Raw genomic sequence first — 17,725 nt, forward strand, 5'->3', positions numbered from 1 at the left:
GTCAGCCCGGGAGTGGTCACCACGCGGCGGGGGGCGGCCGTGATGAGGGCCCGCCGAGCTGTCGGGGGCCGTGCCGCCGAAGCGGTGCGGCCCCGACGGGCGGACGCGGGCCGGCTCACATGGGTCGTACGGCCAGCTTGTCGAGCGCGTCCAGCAGCCCCGGCAGTTCGGGGCCGCGACCGATCGGCAGGACCTCACCCGGCTCGTCGTCGAGCAGCACGAAGGCGATGTCGTCGGTGCGGGCAACGATCGACCAGCCGGGACCGTCGGCGCGCAGTGTGCGGGCGTCGCCCGGGGCGAACGACGAGCGCACACGGCCGAGCGGCGGCGGCGAGGCGACGTAGGCGCGCGCCTCCGCGAGCACCCGCCGGACCCCCAGGTGGCCGCCGTTCGGCTCGCCCTCCGTGGCCTTCGCCGCTCCTTCGGCCACGGCCTCGCCCGTGTCCTTCGCCTCGTCCGTCGGCGAGGGCTCGACGGCCTGTGCGCGGGCGCCCGGCGCGGCGAACTCTTCGTCGTTGATCTGCTGCCGCCACGCCGTCCACTGCAAGGCGATCTCGTCGGCGCCGAGTCGCCGCTGGGCCGGACCCCAGATGCTGGTGTCCGGCGGGCTCAGCGGGGGGCGGTCCGCCGCGTCGGGCCCGGGGTCGTGCGGAGCCGGGACGCCGGGAGCCGCGACGGCCACCGCCAGCGGCCATCCCGGCAGGGCGGTCACGACGGCGCGCTCGTCCGGCGACAGCTCGTACTCCATGCCGCAGTCCCAGGACGCGATCGCCACGGCGACCAGCGAGACGTCGTCGATGACGACCGTCCAGCGTGCGCCGTCCGCGTCCTGTCCCAGCACCAGGCCGTACCCGTCGGCGAGGGGGGCGAGCCCCAGCGCCGCGCACGCCTCCGGATAGTCGTCGCCCAGCACGCTCGGAAACTGCGCCGGCGTCAGCAGTACCGCCGTCAGCACATAGAGCGCATCGTCCGCGGCGGCGACGGGCTCATCGTCCGTCCCGGCCATCCCTGCCTCCCCAGTGGTTCGTCCATCGGCGCGCACCCTAGTGCGGGCGGAAGGCCCTTGTCACGACTCCTCACACCACGCGGACCTGCAGGTTTCCACCTGGACGGGGGCGAAACGACCACGGTCTCCACGGGACTTCCTCACGCAGCGGGCAGTCCGAGAAGATCACGGGCCACCGCTCCCGGCGACTCGCCCCGCTCCCGGGCCAGCGCGACGACGGCCCGGCAGGCCAGTTCGCTCACGCCGAACGACAATGCTTCCGGCGACACCCAGGCCGCCGCCTCATCGGCCCCGTCCTGGTCGTCCTCCACCCGGGCCGCCACATAGACGGCGGCCGCTTCGAACAAGTTGTGCGCGCGCCTCTGCCGAGCGCCCCTCGGCTGCGCGGGCGTGGAGGTGCGGAGTCTGGCGGCGTATGCGCGGATCGTGTCGAACACGGGACCACCCTCCCCCCGTACGGGGTCGTTGCCGAGCGTTCATCTACTCACGTTCAACGTAGAGTTCGAGTTCCGGCAGCAGAAGAGGGACGACGCGGTGAAGCGCGTCGAGCGGCCGGCGCGGATCCGTCGGCTTGACCGCCCCTGGCGCACGGCGGCACTCGTCCTGCTCGGAAGAGCCTTAGCTGCGCACGTTCCGCCATCCATGCCACGCGCGGCCGCCACCGCGCTCGTGCGCCGTGCCGTCCGGACGCGCGGCCCACTGGCACGGCTGCCGCCGCCACGCCGCACGCAGCACTTCGCGCGCCGGAACTGGAAGCCCCGCGGGTATCCGAGCGGCCATCGCGTGGCCGATCTCGGCGTTCAGTCCGCTCCGGTGCCGCACGGCTGCCCGGTGTGGCGCCACGACGCCTCAGCGGCCGACTGCTTCGAGTGCGCCGAGGGTGTCGCGCAGCCAGGCGAGTTCGGCCCGGCTCGTGGCACGCGCGATGGTGAGGATCCCCCGCCGGAAAGGGTCGTCCAGTTCCTCGGCGGCGATCGGCCGGTCGCCGTCGTAGAAGAAGCTCGCCGGCTCCTCCAGAAATGCCAGTCGCCGGCGTAGTACGGCGGCCTGAGCGGCGGGGTCCTCTAGGTGCCGCAGGAACGCGAGCAGCGTGAACCACTGGTTCTCGTCGGTGATCTCGCGCTGCGCGGGCTCGGCGAGCCGGTGCTTCAGCTCCCGGCTGCCCTCCTCGGTCAGCCGCAGCACGTGGCGCGGTGCGGCCACGGCGCCCGGTTCGGTGGCCCGCACGAGCAGGCCGGCCCTCTCCAGCCGCTTGATCGCCGGATACAGCGTGCTCTCGGCGACGGGCCGCACATGGCCGGTGAGCGCCGCGATGTGCCGACGCAGGACGTATCCGTGCAGCGGGGCGTCGTAGAGGAAACCGAGGATGGCGAGTTCGAGCATGACCGCATTCTTCCGTACGGCGCTGTACAGCGCTGCTTGGATATGGCGTTGACGCCATACATCGGTGGCGAGGTATCTTGCGTGCGATCACGGGAAGCAGGGAGGGCTCGATGCAGCAGGCCGTATTCGACAACGAGGGAAGCCGCATCCGGTGGACCGAGGCGCCTGGCGCTGAGCCCGCCAGGGTGTATCTGCACGGACTCGGATCGATGTCCGCCGCGTATCACGCGCACATCGCGGCCCGCCCCGAACTCGCGGGCCACCGGAGCCTCTTCGTCGACCTGCCCGGACACGGCATCAGCGACCGGCCCCCGCACTTCGGATACACGCTGGAGGAACACGCCGACGCGCTCGCGGCCGCGCTGGACGAGGCAGGAGTCACCGGCGCGGAACTGATCGGGCACAGCATGGGCGGCGCCGTCGTCATCGTGCTCGCGCGCCGACGGCCCGACCTCGCCTCCCGGCTGGTCCTCACGGAGGCCAACCTGGACGCCCGTCCGCCGTGGACCGCCGGCAGCAGCAGAATCGCCGCATACGGAGAGGACGAGTTCGTCGAGAAGGAGCACGTGCGCGTGCTGGACGACGTCGGTCCGGTGTGGGCGGCCACGATGCGGCTGGCCGACCCGCGCGCACTGCACCGCAGCGCCGCCGGCCTGAGACGCGGATCCGACCCCGTGATGCGCACCATCCTGGAGGGGCTGGCCGTCGAACGCGTCTACCTGCAGGGCGAGCGGAGCGGCGAACTCGCGGGCAGAGAGCGCCTGGAAGCCGCCGGGGTGCGGGTGGTGACGGTGCCGGGCGCCGGGCACAACGTCATGTTCGACAACCCCGGCGCGTTCGCGGCGGCCGTCGCCGGACGGGTCTGATCCGTCCCGGCCGTCAGCTGTCTCGCACGGCGAGCGCGAGGAAACGGGCGTCCTCGTCGACGTACGACGTCAAGCGCCACCCCGAACGGGACAGCAGCGGCCGGAGATTGGGCTCGGCCCGCAGGTCCTCGGGCGTGATCTGCCGTCCCTGACGGGCCGCGAGCGCCGCGCGGCCGATGGGGTGGAACAGCGCGAGCGTGCCGCCGGGCCGTACCACGCGCGCCAGTTCCCGCAGGTTGTCCACCGGGCGTGGCAGGTGGGCGATCAGACCGGCGGCGAACACGGCGTCCAGGGACCCCGAGCGCAGCGGCAGCGCGGCCACGTCCGCGAGCAGCAGCAGCCCTTCCCGGTCCCTGCCCGCCCGCACTGCGGCCGCGAGCATCGCCGGGGTCAGGTCGGCGCCCAGCACCGTCCCGGAGGGGCCCACGGCGGCTCGCAGCGGCGGCAGGGCGCGCCCTGTTCCGCAGCCCGCGTCCAGCACGCGGTCGCCCGCGCGCAGCCCCAGTGCGGCGACGGCGGCCGCGAACGCGGGACCGTCGTCCGGGAACCTGCTGTCCCAGCCGGCGGCCCGGGCGGTGAAGAACTCCTGGACATGTGTGTGGTCGTCGCTCATGTTCCGCATGATTCCTCACCGTCACGAAGGATGTCTCTGTGCGCATGTTCGAGCTGGATGTGATCGTTCCGCCGCATCGCTGTGTCATATTCCAGCACCTTTCGAAATGCGCCCCCTGTGTGCGCGCCTGCCCCGGCTAGCGTCCCGGGGCCATGGGACACCTGGACCACGGCGCCCAGAGCCGGCCGGCGGTCCGGCGCACTGGACTGGCTGCTCGACGATCTGGTGATGAGTGTGGGCGAGGTACGGCACGCAGTCGTGCTCTCCGACGACGGCCTGGCCGTCGGCGCCTCCAGCGGCCTCGTGCGCGACGACGCCGAGCATCTCGCCGCCGTCGCCTCCGGCTTCAACAGTCTCGCCAAGGGCGCGGGACGGCACTTCGGGGCCGGCGGCGTACGCCAGACGATGGTCGAGATGGACGACGCGTTCCTCTTCGTGGCCGCCGCCGGCGACGGGTCCTGCCTCGCCCTTCTCGCCGCCGTCACCGCCGACATCGGGCTCGTCGCCTACGAGATGGCGCGACTGGTCAAGCGGGTCGGCGAACACCTCCGCGCCGCGCCGCGCGTCGCGGCACAGCCGCCCACGGCTGGATGAGGCGGCACGGTGATCCAGAAGCCGGTCGGCGGCCCGCGTGAGCCGGGCGATCAGTGGTACGACGGGGACGCCGGGCCACTGGTCCGCCCGTACGCCGTGACCGGCGGACGCACCGAGCCCGGCTCCACCGGCGTGTGCTTCGATCTGATCGCGCTGGTCGCCCTCGCCTCCGTGGCACCCGCGGTCGACGACGACACCGCGCTCGGCCCCGAACACCGCATCCTGGTCGAACTGTGCCGTACGGAGACGCAGCCGGTCGCCGAACTCGCGGCGGACGCCGACCTCCCCGTGGGCGTGGTCAGAGTCCTCCTCGGGGACCTCCTGGAACTTGGCCGTGTGAGCCTCAGCCGCCCCGTGTCCCCGACTCACCTTCCTGATGAACGGGGACTGCGCGAGGTCATCGAGGGATTGCGAGCGCTGTAGACGAACGGGAGGCGCGAGCGCCGCATACGGACATTCACCACCCGCCGTACGTCCCCGCGCGTGCCGATCCGTACCCGTTGCGCCACCGACCGGGCTCGAGCCGGTCATATCAGGTTCGTTTCGGTCCAACCGCCCCCATCGGTGCCCCGGTTGTCATGATGCTGGTTTCACCACCGGAGCACCCAGACATCGAACAGAGTCGGCCCTCCCGAGAGAAGTGATCATGGTCTCCGAGCACTCCGACACCGTCGAGGACACCTCCGCCCTGGCCCTGAAGATACTGGTCGCCGGCGGATTCGGCGTCGGCAAGACGACCCTGGTCGGGGCCGTCAGCGAGATCCGGCCGCTGCGCACCGAGGAACTGCTCAGCGAGGCAGGCCGGCTGGTGGACGACACCGGCGGCGTGGACCGGAAGGTCACCACGACCGTCGCCATGGACTTCGGGCGCATCACGATCCGCTCCGGCCTCTCCCTCTACCTCTTCGGCACACCGGGACAGGACCGCTTCTGGTTCCTGTGGGACGAACTCTCCCAGGGCGCCCTCGGTGCCGTCGTCCTCGCCGACACGCGGCGCCTGGAGGACTGCTTCCCCGCCGTCGACTACTTCGAGCACCGGCGCATTCCGTTCGTGGTGGCCGTCAACTGCTTCGCGGGGGCGCGCACCCACGGCGCCCACGACGTCTCCGAGGCCCTTGACCTCGACCGCGGTACCCCCGTGGTGCTGTGCGACGCGCGCGACCGGAACTCCGGCAAGGAGGTGCTGATCCGGCTCGTCGAGTACGCCGGGCGGATGCACACCGCCCGGCTTCTGGACTCGGTCGGCTGACCCGCCGCTCAGGCCGCCAGGTCCCGTACGGCCACCACCTTGTCGATGGTGACGCGGACCAGTAGCTCACCCGGAACGCCGTTACGGGCGCCGTACTCCTCGGCGCGGTCCTCGCCCATGTACCGGGCGGCGATCCGGGTGGCCCAACGACGCACCTCGTCCAGGTCCTCCGACAGCCGGGCGTGGCCCGTCAGCACCACGAAGTGGAACGGCGGCCGGTCGTCGTCCACGCAGAGGGCGATCCGTCCGTCACGGGCGAGATTGCGCCCTTTCACGGTGTCCTGGCCGGTGTTGAAGATCAGTTCGTCCTCGTCCAGCAGGAACCAGATCGGAGCCACATGGGGGCTCCCATCGGCGCGGACGGTGGACAGCTTGCCGGTGCGGGTGCCCTCGGAGACGAACGCCCGCCACTCCTCGTCGGTCATCTTCTCTGCCATGCGCCCATCCTGCTTGCCCGGACGCCGCACGTGGGGAAGGCTGGCGGGAGTTCCTCCGGCCAGGGGGAGACACCACACGGGGAGAGACGGAAATGGCGCAGAACCAGGGACTCGGCTGGCTCCTGGACGATCTGACCGAACGCGTGGACCACGTACGGCACGCGCTGGTGCTGTCGAACGACGGGCTGGTCACCGGAGCGAGCACGGGCCTACGCCGTGAGGACGCCGAGCATCTGGCCGCGGTGGCGTCCGGACTGCACAGCCTGGCCAAGGGTTCGGGACGCCACTTCGGCGCGGGCAGGGTGCGCCAGACGATGATCGAGTACGACGACGCGGTGCTGTTCGTGACCGCCGCCGGCACCGGCAGCTGTCTGTGCGTGCTGAGCGGGGCGGAGGCCGACATCGGCCAGATCGCCTACGAGATGACCCTGCTCGTCAACCGCGTCGGCGAACACCTCGGCGTCGATGCCAGGCATCCCGAGCGAACCCCCACCGTAGACCTCTGACCTGCGGGTTCTCAAAGCCTCGGGGAGTTATCCACAGGCCTGCCGCGGGATGCACCGGACCGGCTACGGTGTGTGCACGGCGATCGCACAGAGCGTGAGCCACCGACTCCACGGGGGAGTACGACCATGTCGGCAAGCACCTTCCGTCAAGCCCGCTCCGTCACCTGCACGCCGAGCCATGCCGCTCGCGAACTGGGATTTCAGCGAGGGGAGTTCGACCTCGCCGTCCAGCTCGGCCGCGTGCGGACCGTGCCCGACGAGGGCGGGGGAGGCGGCCGTCGGGTGGAGCGCACGGAGATCGACCGGCTCCGGGCGCAGGACGGCTTCCCGGAAGCCCTCCGTGAGCGAGTGCGGGCCGTGGGCACCGCGGAGGGCGCCGCCCTCATGGAGATCCCGGCCGGCCGGTTCACCCGGCTCGCACGCCTGGGCCTGCTCGTGCCCGTGACCTTCTACCTCAACCGCTACCGGGCCGTGGTCTGGCTCTACCTCGTGGAAGAGCTGAGGGACTTCACGGTCGGCGCCGGGAACGGGCGCCTGCTCAAAGGACGCACGCCCGAGACCTTGCGGAGCCAACTGGTGGAAGGAGTGGATCTGCGCGCCCGCAACTGGCGAGGGCGCAGGCTCGGACTCCTGCTGCGGCAGGCCGAGGACCCCTGGTCCCGGGCGGGAGCCCTGGCCGCCTTCCTCGCACCGGTCGAGGTCGCCGATGTCGTCAAGAACCCCTACGAGCGTGCCTGCGTGAACCGGTTCCGGCCGGTGCTGACCGGTCAGGGCGTCCCCGGGTCGCCCTCCGCCCAGCTCGCCGAGCAGATCACGACCGCGCAGGACACGGACGAGATCGACTGGCTGCGCAGCGAGCTCGCATGCGCGGTCGAGGAGGCCCGCGCCCTCTCGCCGGTCCCGCGCCCGGCAGTCCGCCGCGCCGCCCCGACGATGCGCACGGTGCCCCGGCCGATCCCGCCGATGGCGCGGACGGTCACGCGGCCCCCGCACCCGTCGGCACGGACCGCCGGGGCGAGCGAGGCATCCGGAGAACCAACCCCCGAACGGCATCACGGGCCGGTGCCACGGCCGGCTCCGCCATCCGCGCTCCGGGGCCACAAGCCCGGGCAGGCGCCCTCGCAACCGGATCACGGACTGCGCGCCTGGCTGCGGCGCAGAGGCACCCGACCCGTGCGCGTCTGAGCACCCGCTGCCGGGCCCTTCGCCGGCGGCCCGCTACAGGGACCGGAACAGGCCCTCCTGGACGACCGAGACGAGCAGACGACCCTGCAGGTCGTAGATGCGTCCGCGGGCCAGGCCGCGTCCGCCGGTGATGATCGGCGACTCCTGGTCGTACAGGAACCACTCGTCGGCGCGGAACGGCCGGTGGAACCACATGGCGTGGTCCAGCGAGGCCATGTCGAAGCTGCGCTGACCCCAGAGGGGTTCGACGGGGATGCGCACGGCGTCCAGGAGGGTCATGTCACTTGCGTAGGTGACCGCGCACGTGTGGACCAGCGGGTCGTCACCCAGCGGTCCGACCGCGCGCATCCACACGGCGCTGCGCGGTTCGGCGCCCTGTATCTCCTCGGCGTGCCAGCGCAGCCGGTCGACGTACCGGATGTCGAAGGGCTGGCGGCGCGCCATCCGTTCCAGCCGCTCCGGCAGCGCGCCCAGGTGCTTGCGGATCTCCTCCGTCACTGTCGGCAGTGACTCCGGATGCGGCAGCTCGCGGGCCGGCGGCAGCTGGTGCTCGAAAGGTCCTTCCTCGGGCTTGTGAAAGGAGGCGGTCAGATTGAAGATCGTGCGGCCCTGCTGTACGGCGGTGACCCGGCGCGTCGTGAACGAGCGCCCGTCGCGGACCCGTTCCACCTGGTACACGATCGGCACGCCCGGACGGCCCGGGCGCAGGAAGTACGCGTGCAGCGAGTGCACCGGGCGGTCGCCGTCGGTGGTGCGGCCGGCGGCGACCATGGCCTGGCCGGCCACCTGGCCGCCGAAGACCCGCTGCAAGGACTCCTGCGGGCTCCGGCCACGGAAGATGTTGACCTCGATCTGCTCGAGGTCGAGCAGGTCGACCAGTCGCTCGGCCGGGTTCGTCATCTGTGGGAATCTCCTAGGCTCACAGCTGGCCGACGTCGGTGACGCGGACGACCGCGCGGCCTTCGGCGTCCGAGGCGGCGAGGTCGACCTCCGCGCTGATGCCCCAGTCGTGGTCGTCGTTCGGGTCGTCGAAGATCTGCCGGACCCGCCAGAGACCGTTCTCCGGCTCCTCCTTGATCACCAACAGCTTGGGGCCGCGGGCGTCGGGGCCGGTGCCGAGGTCCTCGTACTCGTCCCAGTACTTGTCCATCGCCTCGCCCCACGCCTCGGCGTCCCAGCCCGACTCGGCGTCCATCTCGCCCAGTTCCTCGACCTGGTCCAGCGCGGCCAGCTCCACGCGGCGGAACAGCGCGTTGCGGACCAGTACCCGGAAGGCGCGCGCGTTGGTGGTGACCGGCTTGACCTCGTCGGCCTTCTCCTGGGCCTCCTCGGCGGTCATCTCCTCGGGGTTCGCGAGCTGCTCCCACTCGTCCAGCAGGCTGGAGTCCACCTGGCGCACCATCTCGCCGAGCCACTCGATCAGGTCCTGGAGGTCCTCGGACTTGATGTCGTCCGGGATGGTGTGGTCGAGCGTCTTGTAGGCGCTGGCGAGGTAGCGCAGCACGATGCCCTCGGTGCGGGCCAGCTCGTAGAAGGACACCAACTCCGTGAAGGACATGGCCCGTTCGTACATGTCGCGGACGACCGACTTCGGCGACAGCGGGTGGTCGCCGACCCAGGGGTGGCTCTTGCGGTAGGTGTTGTACGCGTGGAAGAGCAGTTCCTCCAGCGGCTTCGGGTAGGTGACGTCCTGGAGGCGCTCCATGCGCTCCTCGTACTCGACACCGTCCGCCTTCATCGCGGCCACCGCTTCGCCGCGCGCCTTGTTCTGCTGGGCGACGAGGATCTGCCGCGGGTCGTCCAGCGTGGACTCGACGACGGAGACCATGTCGAGGGCGTAGGACGGCGAGTCCGGGTCGAGGAGCTCGAACGCGGCGAGGGCGAACGTGGACAGCGGCTGGTTGAGGGCGAAGTCCTGCTGGAGGTCGACGGTGAGCCGGACGATGCGGCCCTCGGCGTCGGGCTCGTCGAGCTTCTCCACGATGCCGCCGTCGAGCAGCGAACGGTAGATCGCGATCGCCCGGCGGATGTGCCGCAGCTGCTGCTTGCGCGGCTCGTGGTTGTCCTCCAGGAGGTGGCGCATCGCCTCGAAGGCGTTGCCCGGCCGGGCGATCACCGACAGCAGCATCGTGTGCGTCACCCGGAACCGGGACGTCAGCGGCTCCGGTTCCGACTCGATCAGCTTCTGGAAGGTGTTCTCCGTCCAGGCGACAAAGCCCTCCGGGGCCTTCTTGCGCACCACCTTGCGCCGCTTCTTCGGGTCGTCGCCCGCCTTCGCCAGCGCCTTCTCGTTCTCGATGACGTGCTCCGGCGCCTGCGCGACGACGAGTCCCGCCGTGTCGAAACCGGCCCGGCCGGCCCGTCCCGCGATCTGGTGGAACTCCCGGGCCCGCAGCGTGCGCACACGGCTGCCGTCGTACTTGGTCAGGGCCGTGAACAGCACCGTACGGATGGGCACGTTGACGCCCACGCCGAGCGTGTCCGTGCCGCAGATGACCTTCAGCAGACCGGCCTGGGCGAGCTTCTCCACCAGCCGCCGGTACTTGGGCAGCATGCCCGCGTGGTGCACGCCGATGCCGTGCCGGACGTAGCGGGAGAGGTTGCGGCCGAACTTGGTGGTGAAGCGGAAGTTGCCGATCAGCTCGGCGATCTGGTCCTTCTCCTCGCGCGAGCACATGTTGATGCTCATCAGCGCCTGCGCCCGCTCCACGGCCTGCGCCTGCGTGAAGTGGACGATGTACACGGGGGCCTGCTTGGTCTCCAGCAGTTCGGTGAGCGTCTCGGTGAGCGGGGTCAGCTCGTACTCGTAGGAGAGGGGCACCGGGCGGGTCGCCGAGCGGACCACCGAGGTCGGCCGGCCGGTGCGGCGGGTGAGGTCCTTCTCGAAGAAAGACACATCGCCCAAAGTGGCAGACATCAGGATGAACTGCGCCTGGGGCAGTTCCAGCAGCGGGATCTGCCAGGCCCAGCCGCGGTCGCCCTCCGCGTAGAAGTGGAACTCGTCCATCACGACCTGGCCGACGTCCGCGTGCCTGCCGTCGCGCAGCGCGATCGACGCCAGCACCTCGGCGGTGCAGCAGATCACCGGCGCGTCGGCGTTCACGGAGGCGTCGCCGGTGAGCATGCCGACGTTCTCGGTGCCGAACAGCTTGCACAGCTCGAAGAACTTCTCCGACACCAGCGCCTTGATCGGGGCCGTGTAGAAGGTGACCTCGTCCCGGGCCAGCGCGGCGAAGTGGGCACCCGCCGCGATCATGCTCTTGCCGGACCCGGTGGGCGTCGAGACGATCACGTTCGCCCCGGACACCGCCTCGATCAGCGCCTCCTCCTGGTGGGGGTAGAGGGTCAGACCGCGCTCCTGCGCCCACGACTCGAAGGCTTCGTACAGGGCGTCGGGGTCGGCGGTCGGCGGCAGCTGATCGATGAGGGTCACGCCCCCATCTTGCCTGGCCTTGTCCCCGAGAGGGGAATCGGCTGCGAATACGAAGATCATGACCGCTACGCTGTGTCGCCGACGGCGCGTCAGTGCACCGGGTCAACTGGACAGCGGCACACGAGGAACGGGGCGGGAAGCGGCCATGATGGGACCAGCACACTCACTGTCGGGGGCCGCGGCCTGGCTCGGCGTCGGAGCGGCCGCCGCCGCGGCCGGTCACCCGATGCCCTGGCCGGTGCTTCTCTGCGGTGCCCTGATCTGCGCCGGTGCCGCGCTCGCCCCCGATCTCGACCACAAGGCGGCCACCATCTCGCGCGCCTTCGGGCCGATCTCCCGCTGGATCTGCGAGATCGTGGACAAGCTGTCGTACGCCGTCTACAAGGCGACCAGGAAGCAGGGCGACCCGCGCCGCTCCGGCGGTCACCGTACGCTCACGCACACCTGGCTGTGGGCGGTCCTGATCGGCGCCGGCTGCTCGGCGGCGGCGATCGCGGGGGGCCGCTGGGCGGTGCTGGCGATCCTGTTCGTGCACATGGTGCTGGCGATCGAGGGTCTGCTCTGGCGGGCGGCCCGGGGCTCCAGCAGCGACGTGCTGGTCTGGCTCCTGGCGGCGACCAGCGCGTGGATCCTGGCGGGAGTGCTCGACAAGCCGGGCAACGGTTCGCACTGGCTGTTCATCGAGCCCGGGCAGCAGTACCTGTGGCTGGGGCTGCCGATCGTGCTGGGCGCGCTGGTGCACGACATCGGGGACGCGCTGACCGTGTCGGGCTGCCCGATCCTGTGGCCGATCCCGATGGGCCGCAAGCGCTGGTACCCGGTGGGGCCGCCGAAGGTGATGCGGTTCCGCGCGGGCAGCTGGGTCGAGCTGAAGGTGCTGATGCCCGTGTTCATGCTGCTCGGGGGAGTGGGCTGCGCGGCGGCCCTCAATGTGATCTGAGGCGTCCTGCGGGCTCAGCCCGCGTCGCCCGCGTCCGCCCCGCCGTACCGGCGCTCGAAGCGGGCGACGCGGCCCTCGGTGTCGACCGTGCGGGCCTTGCCCGTGTAGAAGGGGTGGCTCTCCGAGGAGATCTCCACGTCGATCACCGGGTAGGTCCGGCCGTCGTCCCAGTCGATGGTCTGCTCGCTCTGCGCGGTGGACCGGGTCAGGAAGGCGTAGCCGGCGGCACGGTCGCGGAAGACCACGGGGTGGTAGTCGGGGTGCTTGTCCTGCTGCATGGCGGCTCCTCGTCCGGGGCGGTCGGGCAGGGCGCGTGCGGGGCGGCCGGGGTGCGCGGGTCAGCCGGACAGTGTGTCCTCGTCGACGATGTGCATCGCGGCCTCCTCGGCGGAGGCGGCGGCGCCGTCGATGCCCACGTCGGTGGCGACGAGGGCGGCCTCCTCGTCCTCGTGCACCCCCTCGTCGGGGGCCACCAGCCGGCCGGAGCGGAGGTGGCCGACCTCGTTGTCGAGGAGTTCCCCGTCGGTGCTGTCGCAGTCACCGATGCCGTCGCCGTCGGGCGCGTCCGGGTCGGGTGTTTCCTCCGCAAGCCGCTGGTCGAGGGTTTCGCCTGCCTGCCGTTCGGCCGCCGTCACACCGTCGTGTTCCACCGCCCACGGACGCTCGGGAGGGGACCAGCCGCGGTCGAGGGGATCGTCGACGCCGTCGAAGTCCAGAGTGTCCTCGACGTCGAGCACCCCCGAGTCCTCCCGGATCTCAGAGGGATCGGGCTGGTAGACGTCGTCCCCCCAGCTGTCGGCGCTGTCCACGACTACCTCCAGGTGGTGAGGACGGCCGGGTTCCGCCGAATGGGGCGGTGGGCCGTCGGCACGCGCGGCACAGGTGCCGCCAGACGCGATCCGAACGGTTCGCGGGCGAACCCCGAGCCTGTGCCGTTCTCCAGACTTCCACCCCTGCTCGCCACCGCGCAACGGCAGTGCCCCGTGTGGGGCCCGCGCCCCGGCAGCGGGGCCCGGCGAGCCCGTCCGGGCACCGGCCCGCCGCCGGAGGATCGTCGTGGCCCTCCGGTGGCCGGAGGCCCGGTGCCGTGGCCGCACTCTCCGGCACCACGGTCGCGCTCCCGGCCGCCCGCACGGCCTCAGGGGTGCGCCCAGGGGCCTCCCGCCGTGCACGGTGACCTGGCTGCCAGCGACGGCACAGCTCACTGCGGCCGCTGCTCCGACACCAGCGCGGACATGCCCACCGTGATCACTTCCGCCGCTGCATCCCCAGGTGCCCGGGCGGCGGCCACTGCCGTGGGCACTCGTCCCGGCTCCCGAACAGTGATCACTTCTGCCGGCAGCACCCCAGGCACCCCGGCGCTGACCACCGCCGCAGTGATCGGTTCTGCCAGTACCGGCGCCGGGACCCGTGCCGTGCTCACCGCCGCCGGCACCGGCGCGGACCCCGCTCCCGCGTGGGCGGTCGGCGGCGGCTGCCCCGGTTTCTCAGCCGTGCCAGGATCGCCAGAGCGCGGCGTACGCCCCGTCGGCGGCGACCAGGTCGTCGTGGCTGCCCAGCTCGGTGATGCGGCCTTGCTCGACGACGGCGATCACGTCGGCGTCGTGGGCGGTGTGCAGGCGGTGGGCGATGGCGACGACCGTGCGGCCGTCCAGTACGCGGGCCAGGGAGCGTTCCAGGTGGCGGGCCGCGCGCGGGTCGAGGAGCGAGGTGGCCTCGTCCAGGACCAGCGTGTGCGGGTCGGCCAGCACCAGCCGGGCCAGCGCGATCTGCTGCGCCTGCGCCGGGGTCAGCGCCAGGCCCCCGGATCCGACCTCGGTGTCCAGGCCGTGGTCCAGTGCCCGCGCCCAGTCGTCCGCGTCGACGGCGCCCAGGGCCGCCCACAGCTCGGCGTCCGTGGCGCCGGTGCGGGCCAGCAGAAGGTTGTCCCGCAGGGAGCCGACGAAGACGTGGTGCTCCTGGTTGACGAGGGCGACATGGGAACGGACGCGTTCGGCCGTCATCCGGGACAGCTCAGCCTCGCCCAGGGTGATCCGGCCCTCCCGGGGCGCGTAGATCCCGGCGAGCAGCCTGCCGAGCGTGGACTTGCCCGCGCCCGAGGGGCCGACCAGGGCGAGCCGGGTGCCCGGCGCGACCCGCAGGGACACCTCGCGCAGCACGTCGACGCCCTCGCGGTAGCCGAAGCGCACCCGGTCGGCTTGCACGTCCCGCCCGTCCGGGGCCAGCGCGGCCTCCCCGGCGGCCGGTTCGATGTCCCGCACCCCGACGAGGCGGGCGAGCGACACCTGGGCCACCTGCACCTCGTCGTACCAGCGCAGGATGAGGTTCACCGGATCGACCAGCATCTGGGCGACGAGCGCGCCGGTGGTCAGCTGGCCCACCCCGATCCAGCCCCGCAGTACGAACACCCCGCCGACCATCAGGACCGAGCCGAGGACGATGACGTGGACGGCGTTGATGACCGGGAAGAGCACGGACCGCAGCCAGAGGGTGTAGCGCTCCCAGGCCGTCCACTCCTTGATCCGGCGCTCCGACAGGGCGACGCGGCGGGCGCCCAGGCGGTGCGCCTCCACGGTGTGGCCGGCGTCCACGGTCTCGGCGAGCGCGGCGGCGACGGCGGCGTACCCGGCGGCCTCGGAGCGGTAGCCGCCGGGTGCCCGCTTGAAGTACCAGCGGCACCCGGCGACCAGTACCGGCCGGCGAGCAGCACGGCCGCCGCGAGCGGCGGGGCCGTCACGACCAGTCCGCCGAGCAGCAGCAGGGCCCACACGACACCGATCGCCAGTTGCGGCACGGCCTCCCGCATGGCGTTGGCCAGGCGGTCGATGTCGGTGGTGATGCGGGAGAGCAGGTCGCCGGTGCCCGCCCGCTCCAGCACGCCCGGCGGCAGCCCGACCGACCGGACGAGGAAGTCCTCGCGCAGGTCGGCCAGCATCCGCTCGCCGAGCATGGCGCCCCGCAGCCGTACCTGCCGGATGAACACGGTCTGCACGGCGAGGGCGAGCAGGAACAGCCCGGCGGTCAGGCCCAGGTGCAGCTCACGGGCTCCGTCCGAGACGCGCTGGACCAGCCCGCCGAGCAGGTAGGGGCCCACCATGGAAGCGATCACGGCCACCGTGTTCACGGCGATCAGCAGCAGGAAGGCCCGGCGGTGCCGGCGGAACAGCTCGGCGACGTAGGCACGCACGGTCGCGGCCGCGCCGACGGGCAGGGTGGTGGCGGTCGTCGGGGCCGCCGGGTCGTACGCCGGTGGCGCAACGCCGATCATGCGCTCTCCTCGATCTCTTCCAGCTCCTGGAGGGCGCCCATCAGGGCATCCTCGTCGGCCGCGGTCAGTTCGTCGTCGGTCTCCCGGGTCACCACGGCCCGGTACCGGGGTTCCGTGTCGAGCAGCTCCCGGTGCCCGCCGGTGGCCACGACCTCGCCGTCATGGACCAGGACGACCCGGTCCGCGCGGTCGAGCAGCAGTGGTGAGGAGGTGAACACCACCGTCGTGCGCCCCGACCGCAGCCGGCGCAGTCCGTCCGCGATCCGGGCCTCGGTGTGGGAGTCGACCGCGGAGGTCGGCTCGTCCAGCACCAGCACCTCTGGGTCGGTGATCAGCGATCGGGCCAGCGCGAGACGCTGCCGCTGGCCGCCGGAGAGGGACCGGCCGCGCTCGGTGATGCGGGCGTCCATCGGGTCGGCGGCGTCCAGGGAGCCCTGCACGAGCGCGTCCAGGACGTCCCCGCACTGTGCGGCCGCGAGCGCGTCGGCAGGCCGTACGGCACCGGAGGCGGGCACGTCGAGCAGCTCGCGCAGCGTGCCGGACAGCAGTACCGGGTCCTTGTCCTGGACGAGCACGGCGGTACGGGCGCTGTCCAGGGGGAGTTCGTCCAGGGGCACCCCGCCGAGCAGCACCGAGCCGCCCGGTTCCGCGGGGTGGCCGCCGAGCCGCTCCGCGAGCCGTCCGGCCGCGTCGGGGTCGCCGCACACCACGGCGGTGAGCCGGCCGGCCGGGGCGAGCAGTCCGGTGGCGGGGTCGTACAGGTCGCCGCCCGGCACCTCGGCGTCTCGGTTGCCGCCGGTGGCCGTGGACCTCTGCAGCGACAGCACCCGGGCGGCCCGTTTGGCCGAGGGGCGGGAGAAGGAGTAGGCCATCGCGATCTCTTCGAAGTGGCGCAGCGGGTAGTTCAGGACCATCACGGCGCTGTAGACGGTGACCAGTTCGCCCACGGTGATCCGGCCCTGGCGGGCCAGGTGGATTCCCTGCCAGACGATCGCGATCAGCAGCAGCCCGGGCAGCAGCACCTGGATGGCGGAGATCAGCGACCACATCCGGGCGCTGCGCACCGCCGCGTGCCGCACCTCCTGGGAGGCGCGGCGGTAGCGGTCCAGGAAGAGCTCCTCGCCGCCGATGCCGCGCAGCACGCGCAGTCCGGCGACGGTGTCCGAGGCCAGCTCGGTGGCCCGGCCCGCCTTCTCGCGCTGTACGTCGGCGCGGCGCGTCGCCCGCGGCAGCAGCGGCAGCACCGCGAGCGCCACCGCGGGCAGTCCGACGGCGACGACCACGCCGAGCGCGGGCTGGTAGACGACGAGGCCGGCGCAGACCACGACGACCGTCAGCGCGGCGGCGGTGAACCGGGAGAGCGCCTCGACGAACCAGCCGATCTTCTCGACGTCTCCGGTGGAGACGGCCACCACCTCACCGGCCGCGACCCGCCGGGTCAGCGCCGAGCCAAGCTCGGCCGCCTTGCGCGCGAGCAGTTGCTGGACCCGGGCGGCCGCGGTGATCCAGTTGGTGACCGCGGTCCGGTGCAGGAAGGTGTCGCCGACGGCGATGCCCGTGCCGCACAGCAGCATCAGAACACCCGTCAGGGCGAGCCGGGTGCCGGACCGGTCGATGACCGCCTGCACGGCGAGGCCGACGCAGAAGGGCAGTGCCGAGACGGAGACGAAGTGGAGCAGGCCCCAGGCCAGCGACTTCAGCTGGCCGCCCAGCTGGTTGCGCCAGAGCCACCACAGGAATCGGGGGCCCGAGCGCGCGTCGGGCACGCCTGGGTCGGAATACGGAAGATCTTGAATCTGCATGACGTCCCAGCGGCTCGTGTCAGGGAGGGGAGGCGGCAGCTACCGGTAACAAGCCGTGAAAGGTTCGCGTCGCAGAGTGGTGAATTTCAAACGGTTTTTCCGGTGGTCCCGCGTCATCCCCGCCTTCCGGCCACGGCCGCCGGTGGCGCTCGGCGGCGCGTCGTCCGGCAGCCCGCCGTCCGGCGGCCCGCCGTCGGCATGCCCGTCACCCGACACGGCGATTGCCCTGAAGATCACATAAATGTCTGGTATGCGATGCCACCATAGCCGGGTGCAGATCGACAGCGCGCGCCGGCCGCCACACGTGGCGACGGCCATCGGGGTTCTTCGCGTGCCCCTTTCCGCCGGTGGCAGGGTCGTCCCCGCGCCCCGTCCGCGCCTCCGCACGGCGCCGTTCCACGGAGTCCTGCACCAGGTCCGCGAACACCTCCGCACGGCTGGCG

18 protein-coding genes and 1 pseudogene are annotated in these 17,725 nt (G+C 72.1%); 7 read left to right on the forward strand and 12 right to left on the reverse strand.

Annotation, left to right across the window (positions count from 1 at the left end):
- Window positions 1–115: 115 nt before the first annotated feature.
- The 3 genes from ACWEN3_RS21510 to ACWEN3_RS21520 all read right to left on the reverse strand — a co-directional run bounded on the left by ACWEN3_RS21510 (window position 116) and on the right by ACWEN3_RS21520 (window position 2,389).
- The gene (locus ACWEN3_RS21510; RefSeq protein WP_452973279.1) at window positions 116–1,006 is read right to left on the reverse strand and encodes a hypothetical protein; all 891 of its coding nucleotides are present in this window, start codon (window positions 1,004–1,006) and stop codon (window positions 116–118) included.
- Between the two features lie 140 nt (window positions 1,007–1,146).
- Window positions 1,147–1,443, reverse strand: a complete 297-nt coding sequence (locus tag ACWEN3_RS21515) for a hypothetical protein (RefSeq protein WP_452973281.1) — start codon at window positions 1,441–1,443, stop codon at window positions 1,147–1,149.
- A 412-nt stretch (window positions 1,444–1,855) separates the two neighbouring features.
- On the reverse strand, window positions 1,856–2,389 hold the full coding sequence (locus tag ACWEN3_RS21520; RefSeq protein WP_452973284.1) for a PadR family transcriptional regulator: 534 nt from the start codon (window positions 2,387–2,389) through the stop codon (window positions 1,856–1,858).
- Window positions 2,390–2,499: 110 nt separating this feature from the next.
- Here ACWEN3_RS21520 and ACWEN3_RS21525 point away from each other — a divergent pair, with 110 nt between their 5' ends.
- Complete coding sequence (locus ACWEN3_RS21525; protein WP_452973287.1) at window positions 2,500–3,255, forward strand: alpha/beta fold hydrolase; 756 nt, start codon at window positions 2,500–2,502, stop codon at window positions 3,253–3,255.
- Window positions 3,256–3,268: 13 nt separating this feature from the next.
- On the opposite strand, the gene ACWEN3_RS21530 is transcribed toward ACWEN3_RS21525, so the two are convergent.
- Window positions 3,269–3,868, reverse strand: a complete 600-nt coding sequence (locus ACWEN3_RS21530; RefSeq protein WP_452973325.1) for a class I SAM-dependent methyltransferase — start codon at window positions 3,866–3,868, stop codon at window positions 3,269–3,271.
- 201 nt (window positions 3,869–4,069) lie between these two features.
- Here ACWEN3_RS21530 and ACWEN3_RS21535 point away from each other — a divergent pair, with 201 nt between their 5' ends.
- The 3 genes from ACWEN3_RS21535 (at window position 4,070) to ACWEN3_RS21545 (ending at window position 5,711) form a co-directional block, all read left to right on the forward strand.
- Entirely contained in the window at window positions 4,070–4,462 is a 393-nt protein-coding gene (locus tag ACWEN3_RS21535; protein ID WP_452973327.1) for a roadblock/LC7 domain-containing protein, read from the forward strand.
- Between the two features lie 9 nt (window positions 4,463–4,471).
- Window positions 4,472–4,885: a DUF742 domain-containing protein gene (locus tag ACWEN3_RS21540; RefSeq protein WP_452973290.1), complete on the forward strand. Its 414-nt coding sequence runs from the start codon at window positions 4,472–4,474 to the stop codon at window positions 4,883–4,885.
- 223 nt (window positions 4,886–5,108) lie between these two features.
- On the forward strand, window positions 5,109–5,711 hold the full coding sequence (locus tag ACWEN3_RS21545; protein ID WP_452973293.1) for a GTP-binding protein: 603 nt from the start codon (window positions 5,109–5,111) through the stop codon (window positions 5,709–5,711).
- Window positions 5,712–5,719: 8 nt separating this feature from the next.
- Here the strand turns inward: ACWEN3_RS21545 and ACWEN3_RS21550 are convergent, their stop codons facing one another.
- Window positions 5,720–6,148, reverse strand: a complete 429-nt coding sequence (locus ACWEN3_RS21550; RefSeq protein WP_452973296.1) for a PPOX class F420-dependent oxidoreductase — start codon at window positions 6,146–6,148, stop codon at window positions 5,720–5,722.
- A gap of 92 nt (window positions 6,149–6,240) precedes the next feature.
- On the opposite strand from ACWEN3_RS21550, the gene ACWEN3_RS21555 reads away from it, so the two are divergent.
- Together ACWEN3_RS21555 and ACWEN3_RS21560 are read left to right on the forward strand one after the other, a co-directional pair.
- Complete coding sequence (locus ACWEN3_RS21555) at window positions 6,241–6,654, forward strand: roadblock/LC7 domain-containing protein (protein ID WP_452973298.1); 414 nt, start codon at window positions 6,241–6,243, stop codon at window positions 6,652–6,654.
- 126 nt (window positions 6,655–6,780) lie between these two features.
- On the forward strand, window positions 6,781–7,839 hold the full coding sequence (locus tag ACWEN3_RS21560; RefSeq protein ID WP_452973301.1) for a DUF6397 family protein: 1,059 nt from the start codon (window positions 6,781–6,783) through the stop codon (window positions 7,837–7,839).
- Between the two features lie 33 nt (window positions 7,840–7,872).
- Here the strand turns inward: ACWEN3_RS21560 and ACWEN3_RS21565 are convergent, their stop codons facing one another.
- On the reverse strand, window positions 7,873–8,739 hold the full coding sequence (locus tag ACWEN3_RS21565; protein ID WP_452973304.1) for an acyl-CoA thioesterase: 867 nt from the start codon (window positions 8,737–8,739) through the stop codon (window positions 7,873–7,875).
- Window positions 8,740–8,758: 19 nt separating this feature from the next.
- On the reverse strand, window positions 8,759–11,272 hold the full coding sequence (locus ACWEN3_RS21570; protein WP_452973307.1) for a DUF3516 domain-containing protein: 2,514 nt from the start codon (window positions 11,270–11,272) through the stop codon (window positions 8,759–8,761).
- Between the two features lie 145 nt (window positions 11,273–11,417).
- Here ACWEN3_RS21570 and ACWEN3_RS21575 point away from each other — a divergent pair, with 145 nt between their 5' ends.
- Entirely contained in the window at window positions 11,418–12,212 is a 795-nt protein-coding gene (locus tag ACWEN3_RS21575) for a metal-dependent hydrolase (RefSeq protein WP_452973310.1), read from the forward strand.
- Window positions 12,213–12,226: 14 nt separating this feature from the next.
- Here the strand turns inward: ACWEN3_RS21575 and ACWEN3_RS21580 are convergent, their stop codons facing one another.
- The 5 genes and pseudogenes from ACWEN3_RS21580 to ACWEN3_RS21600 form a co-directional block, all read right to left on the reverse strand.
- Window positions 12,227–12,490, reverse strand: a complete 264-nt coding sequence (locus tag ACWEN3_RS21580; RefSeq protein ID WP_452973313.1) for a type B 50S ribosomal protein L31 — start codon at window positions 12,488–12,490, stop codon at window positions 12,227–12,229.
- 60 nt (window positions 12,491–12,550) lie between these two features.
- Window positions 12,551–13,021 (reverse strand): DUF5709 domain-containing protein, encoded by a 471-nt coding sequence (locus ACWEN3_RS21585; protein ID WP_452973316.1) that lies wholly within the window; start codon window positions 13,019–13,021, stop codon window positions 12,551–12,553.
- 678 nt (window positions 13,022–13,699) lie between these two features.
- Window positions 13,700–15,480: pseudogene (locus tag ACWEN3_RS21590) on the reverse strand (ABC transporter ATP-binding protein).
- Complete coding sequence (locus ACWEN3_RS21595; RefSeq protein ID WP_452973319.1) at window positions 15,477–17,282, reverse strand: ABC transporter ATP-binding protein; 1,806 nt, start codon at window positions 17,280–17,282, stop codon at window positions 15,477–15,479. Before ACWEN3_RS21595 ends, ACWEN3_RS21590 begins: the two are co-directional and overlap by 4 nt.
- A 39-nt stretch (window positions 17,283–17,321) precedes the next feature.
- Window positions 17,322–17,600, reverse strand: a complete 279-nt coding sequence (locus tag ACWEN3_RS21600; protein WP_452973322.1) for a hypothetical protein — start codon at window positions 17,598–17,600, stop codon at window positions 17,322–17,324.
- Window positions 17,601–17,725 lie beyond the last annotated feature (125 nt).

It is taken from the genome of Streptomyces sp. NPDC004561 (assembly GCF_053602155.1).

Excerpts from the sequence above, each read along its gene's own strand:
- ACWEN3_RS21510 (WP_452973279.1), bottom strand. The coding sequence starts at position 1,006 with ATGGCCGGGACGGACGATGAGCCCGTCGCCGCCGCGGACGATGCGCTC.
- ACWEN3_RS21520 (WP_452973284.1), bottom strand. The coding sequence starts at position 2,389 with ATGCTCGAACTCGCCATCCTCGGTTTCCTCTACGACGCCCCGCTGCAC.
- ACWEN3_RS21525 (WP_452973287.1), top strand. The coding sequence starts at position 2,500 with ATGCAGCAGGCCGTATTCGACAACGAGGGAAGCCGCATCCGGTGGACC.
- ACWEN3_RS21530 (WP_452973325.1), bottom strand. The coding sequence starts at position 3,868 with ATGAGCGACGACCACACACATGTCCAGGAGTTCTTCACCGCCCGGGCC.
- ACWEN3_RS21545 (WP_452973293.1), top strand. The coding sequence starts at position 5,109 with ATGGTCTCCGAGCACTCCGACACCGTCGAGGACACCTCCGCCCTGGCC.
- ACWEN3_RS21550 (WP_452973296.1), bottom strand. The coding sequence starts at position 6,148 with ATGGCAGAGAAGATGACCGACGAGGAGTGGCGGGCGTTCGTCTCCGAG.
- ACWEN3_RS21555 (WP_452973298.1), top strand. The coding sequence starts at position 6,241 with ATGGCGCAGAACCAGGGACTCGGCTGGCTCCTGGACGATCTGACCGAA.
- ACWEN3_RS21560 (WP_452973301.1), top strand. The coding sequence starts at position 6,781 with ATGTCGGCAAGCACCTTCCGTCAAGCCCGCTCCGTCACCTGCACGCCG.
- ACWEN3_RS21565 (WP_452973304.1), bottom strand. The coding sequence starts at position 8,739 with ATGACGAACCCGGCCGAGCGACTGGTCGACCTGCTCGACCTCGAGCAG.
- ACWEN3_RS21575 (WP_452973310.1), top strand. The coding sequence starts at position 11,418 with ATGATGGGACCAGCACACTCACTGTCGGGGGCCGCGGCCTGGCTCGGC.
- ACWEN3_RS21580 (WP_452973313.1), bottom strand. The coding sequence starts at position 12,490 with ATGCAGCAGGACAAGCACCCCGACTACCACCCCGTGGTCTTCCGCGAC.
- ACWEN3_RS21595 (WP_452973319.1), bottom strand. The coding sequence starts at position 17,282 with ATGCAGATTCAAGATCTTCCGTATTCCGACCCAGGCGTGCCCGACGCG.
- ACWEN3_RS21600 (WP_452973322.1), bottom strand. The coding sequence starts at position 17,600 with ATGGCCGTCGCCACGTGTGGCGGCCGGCGCGCGCTGTCGATCTGCACC.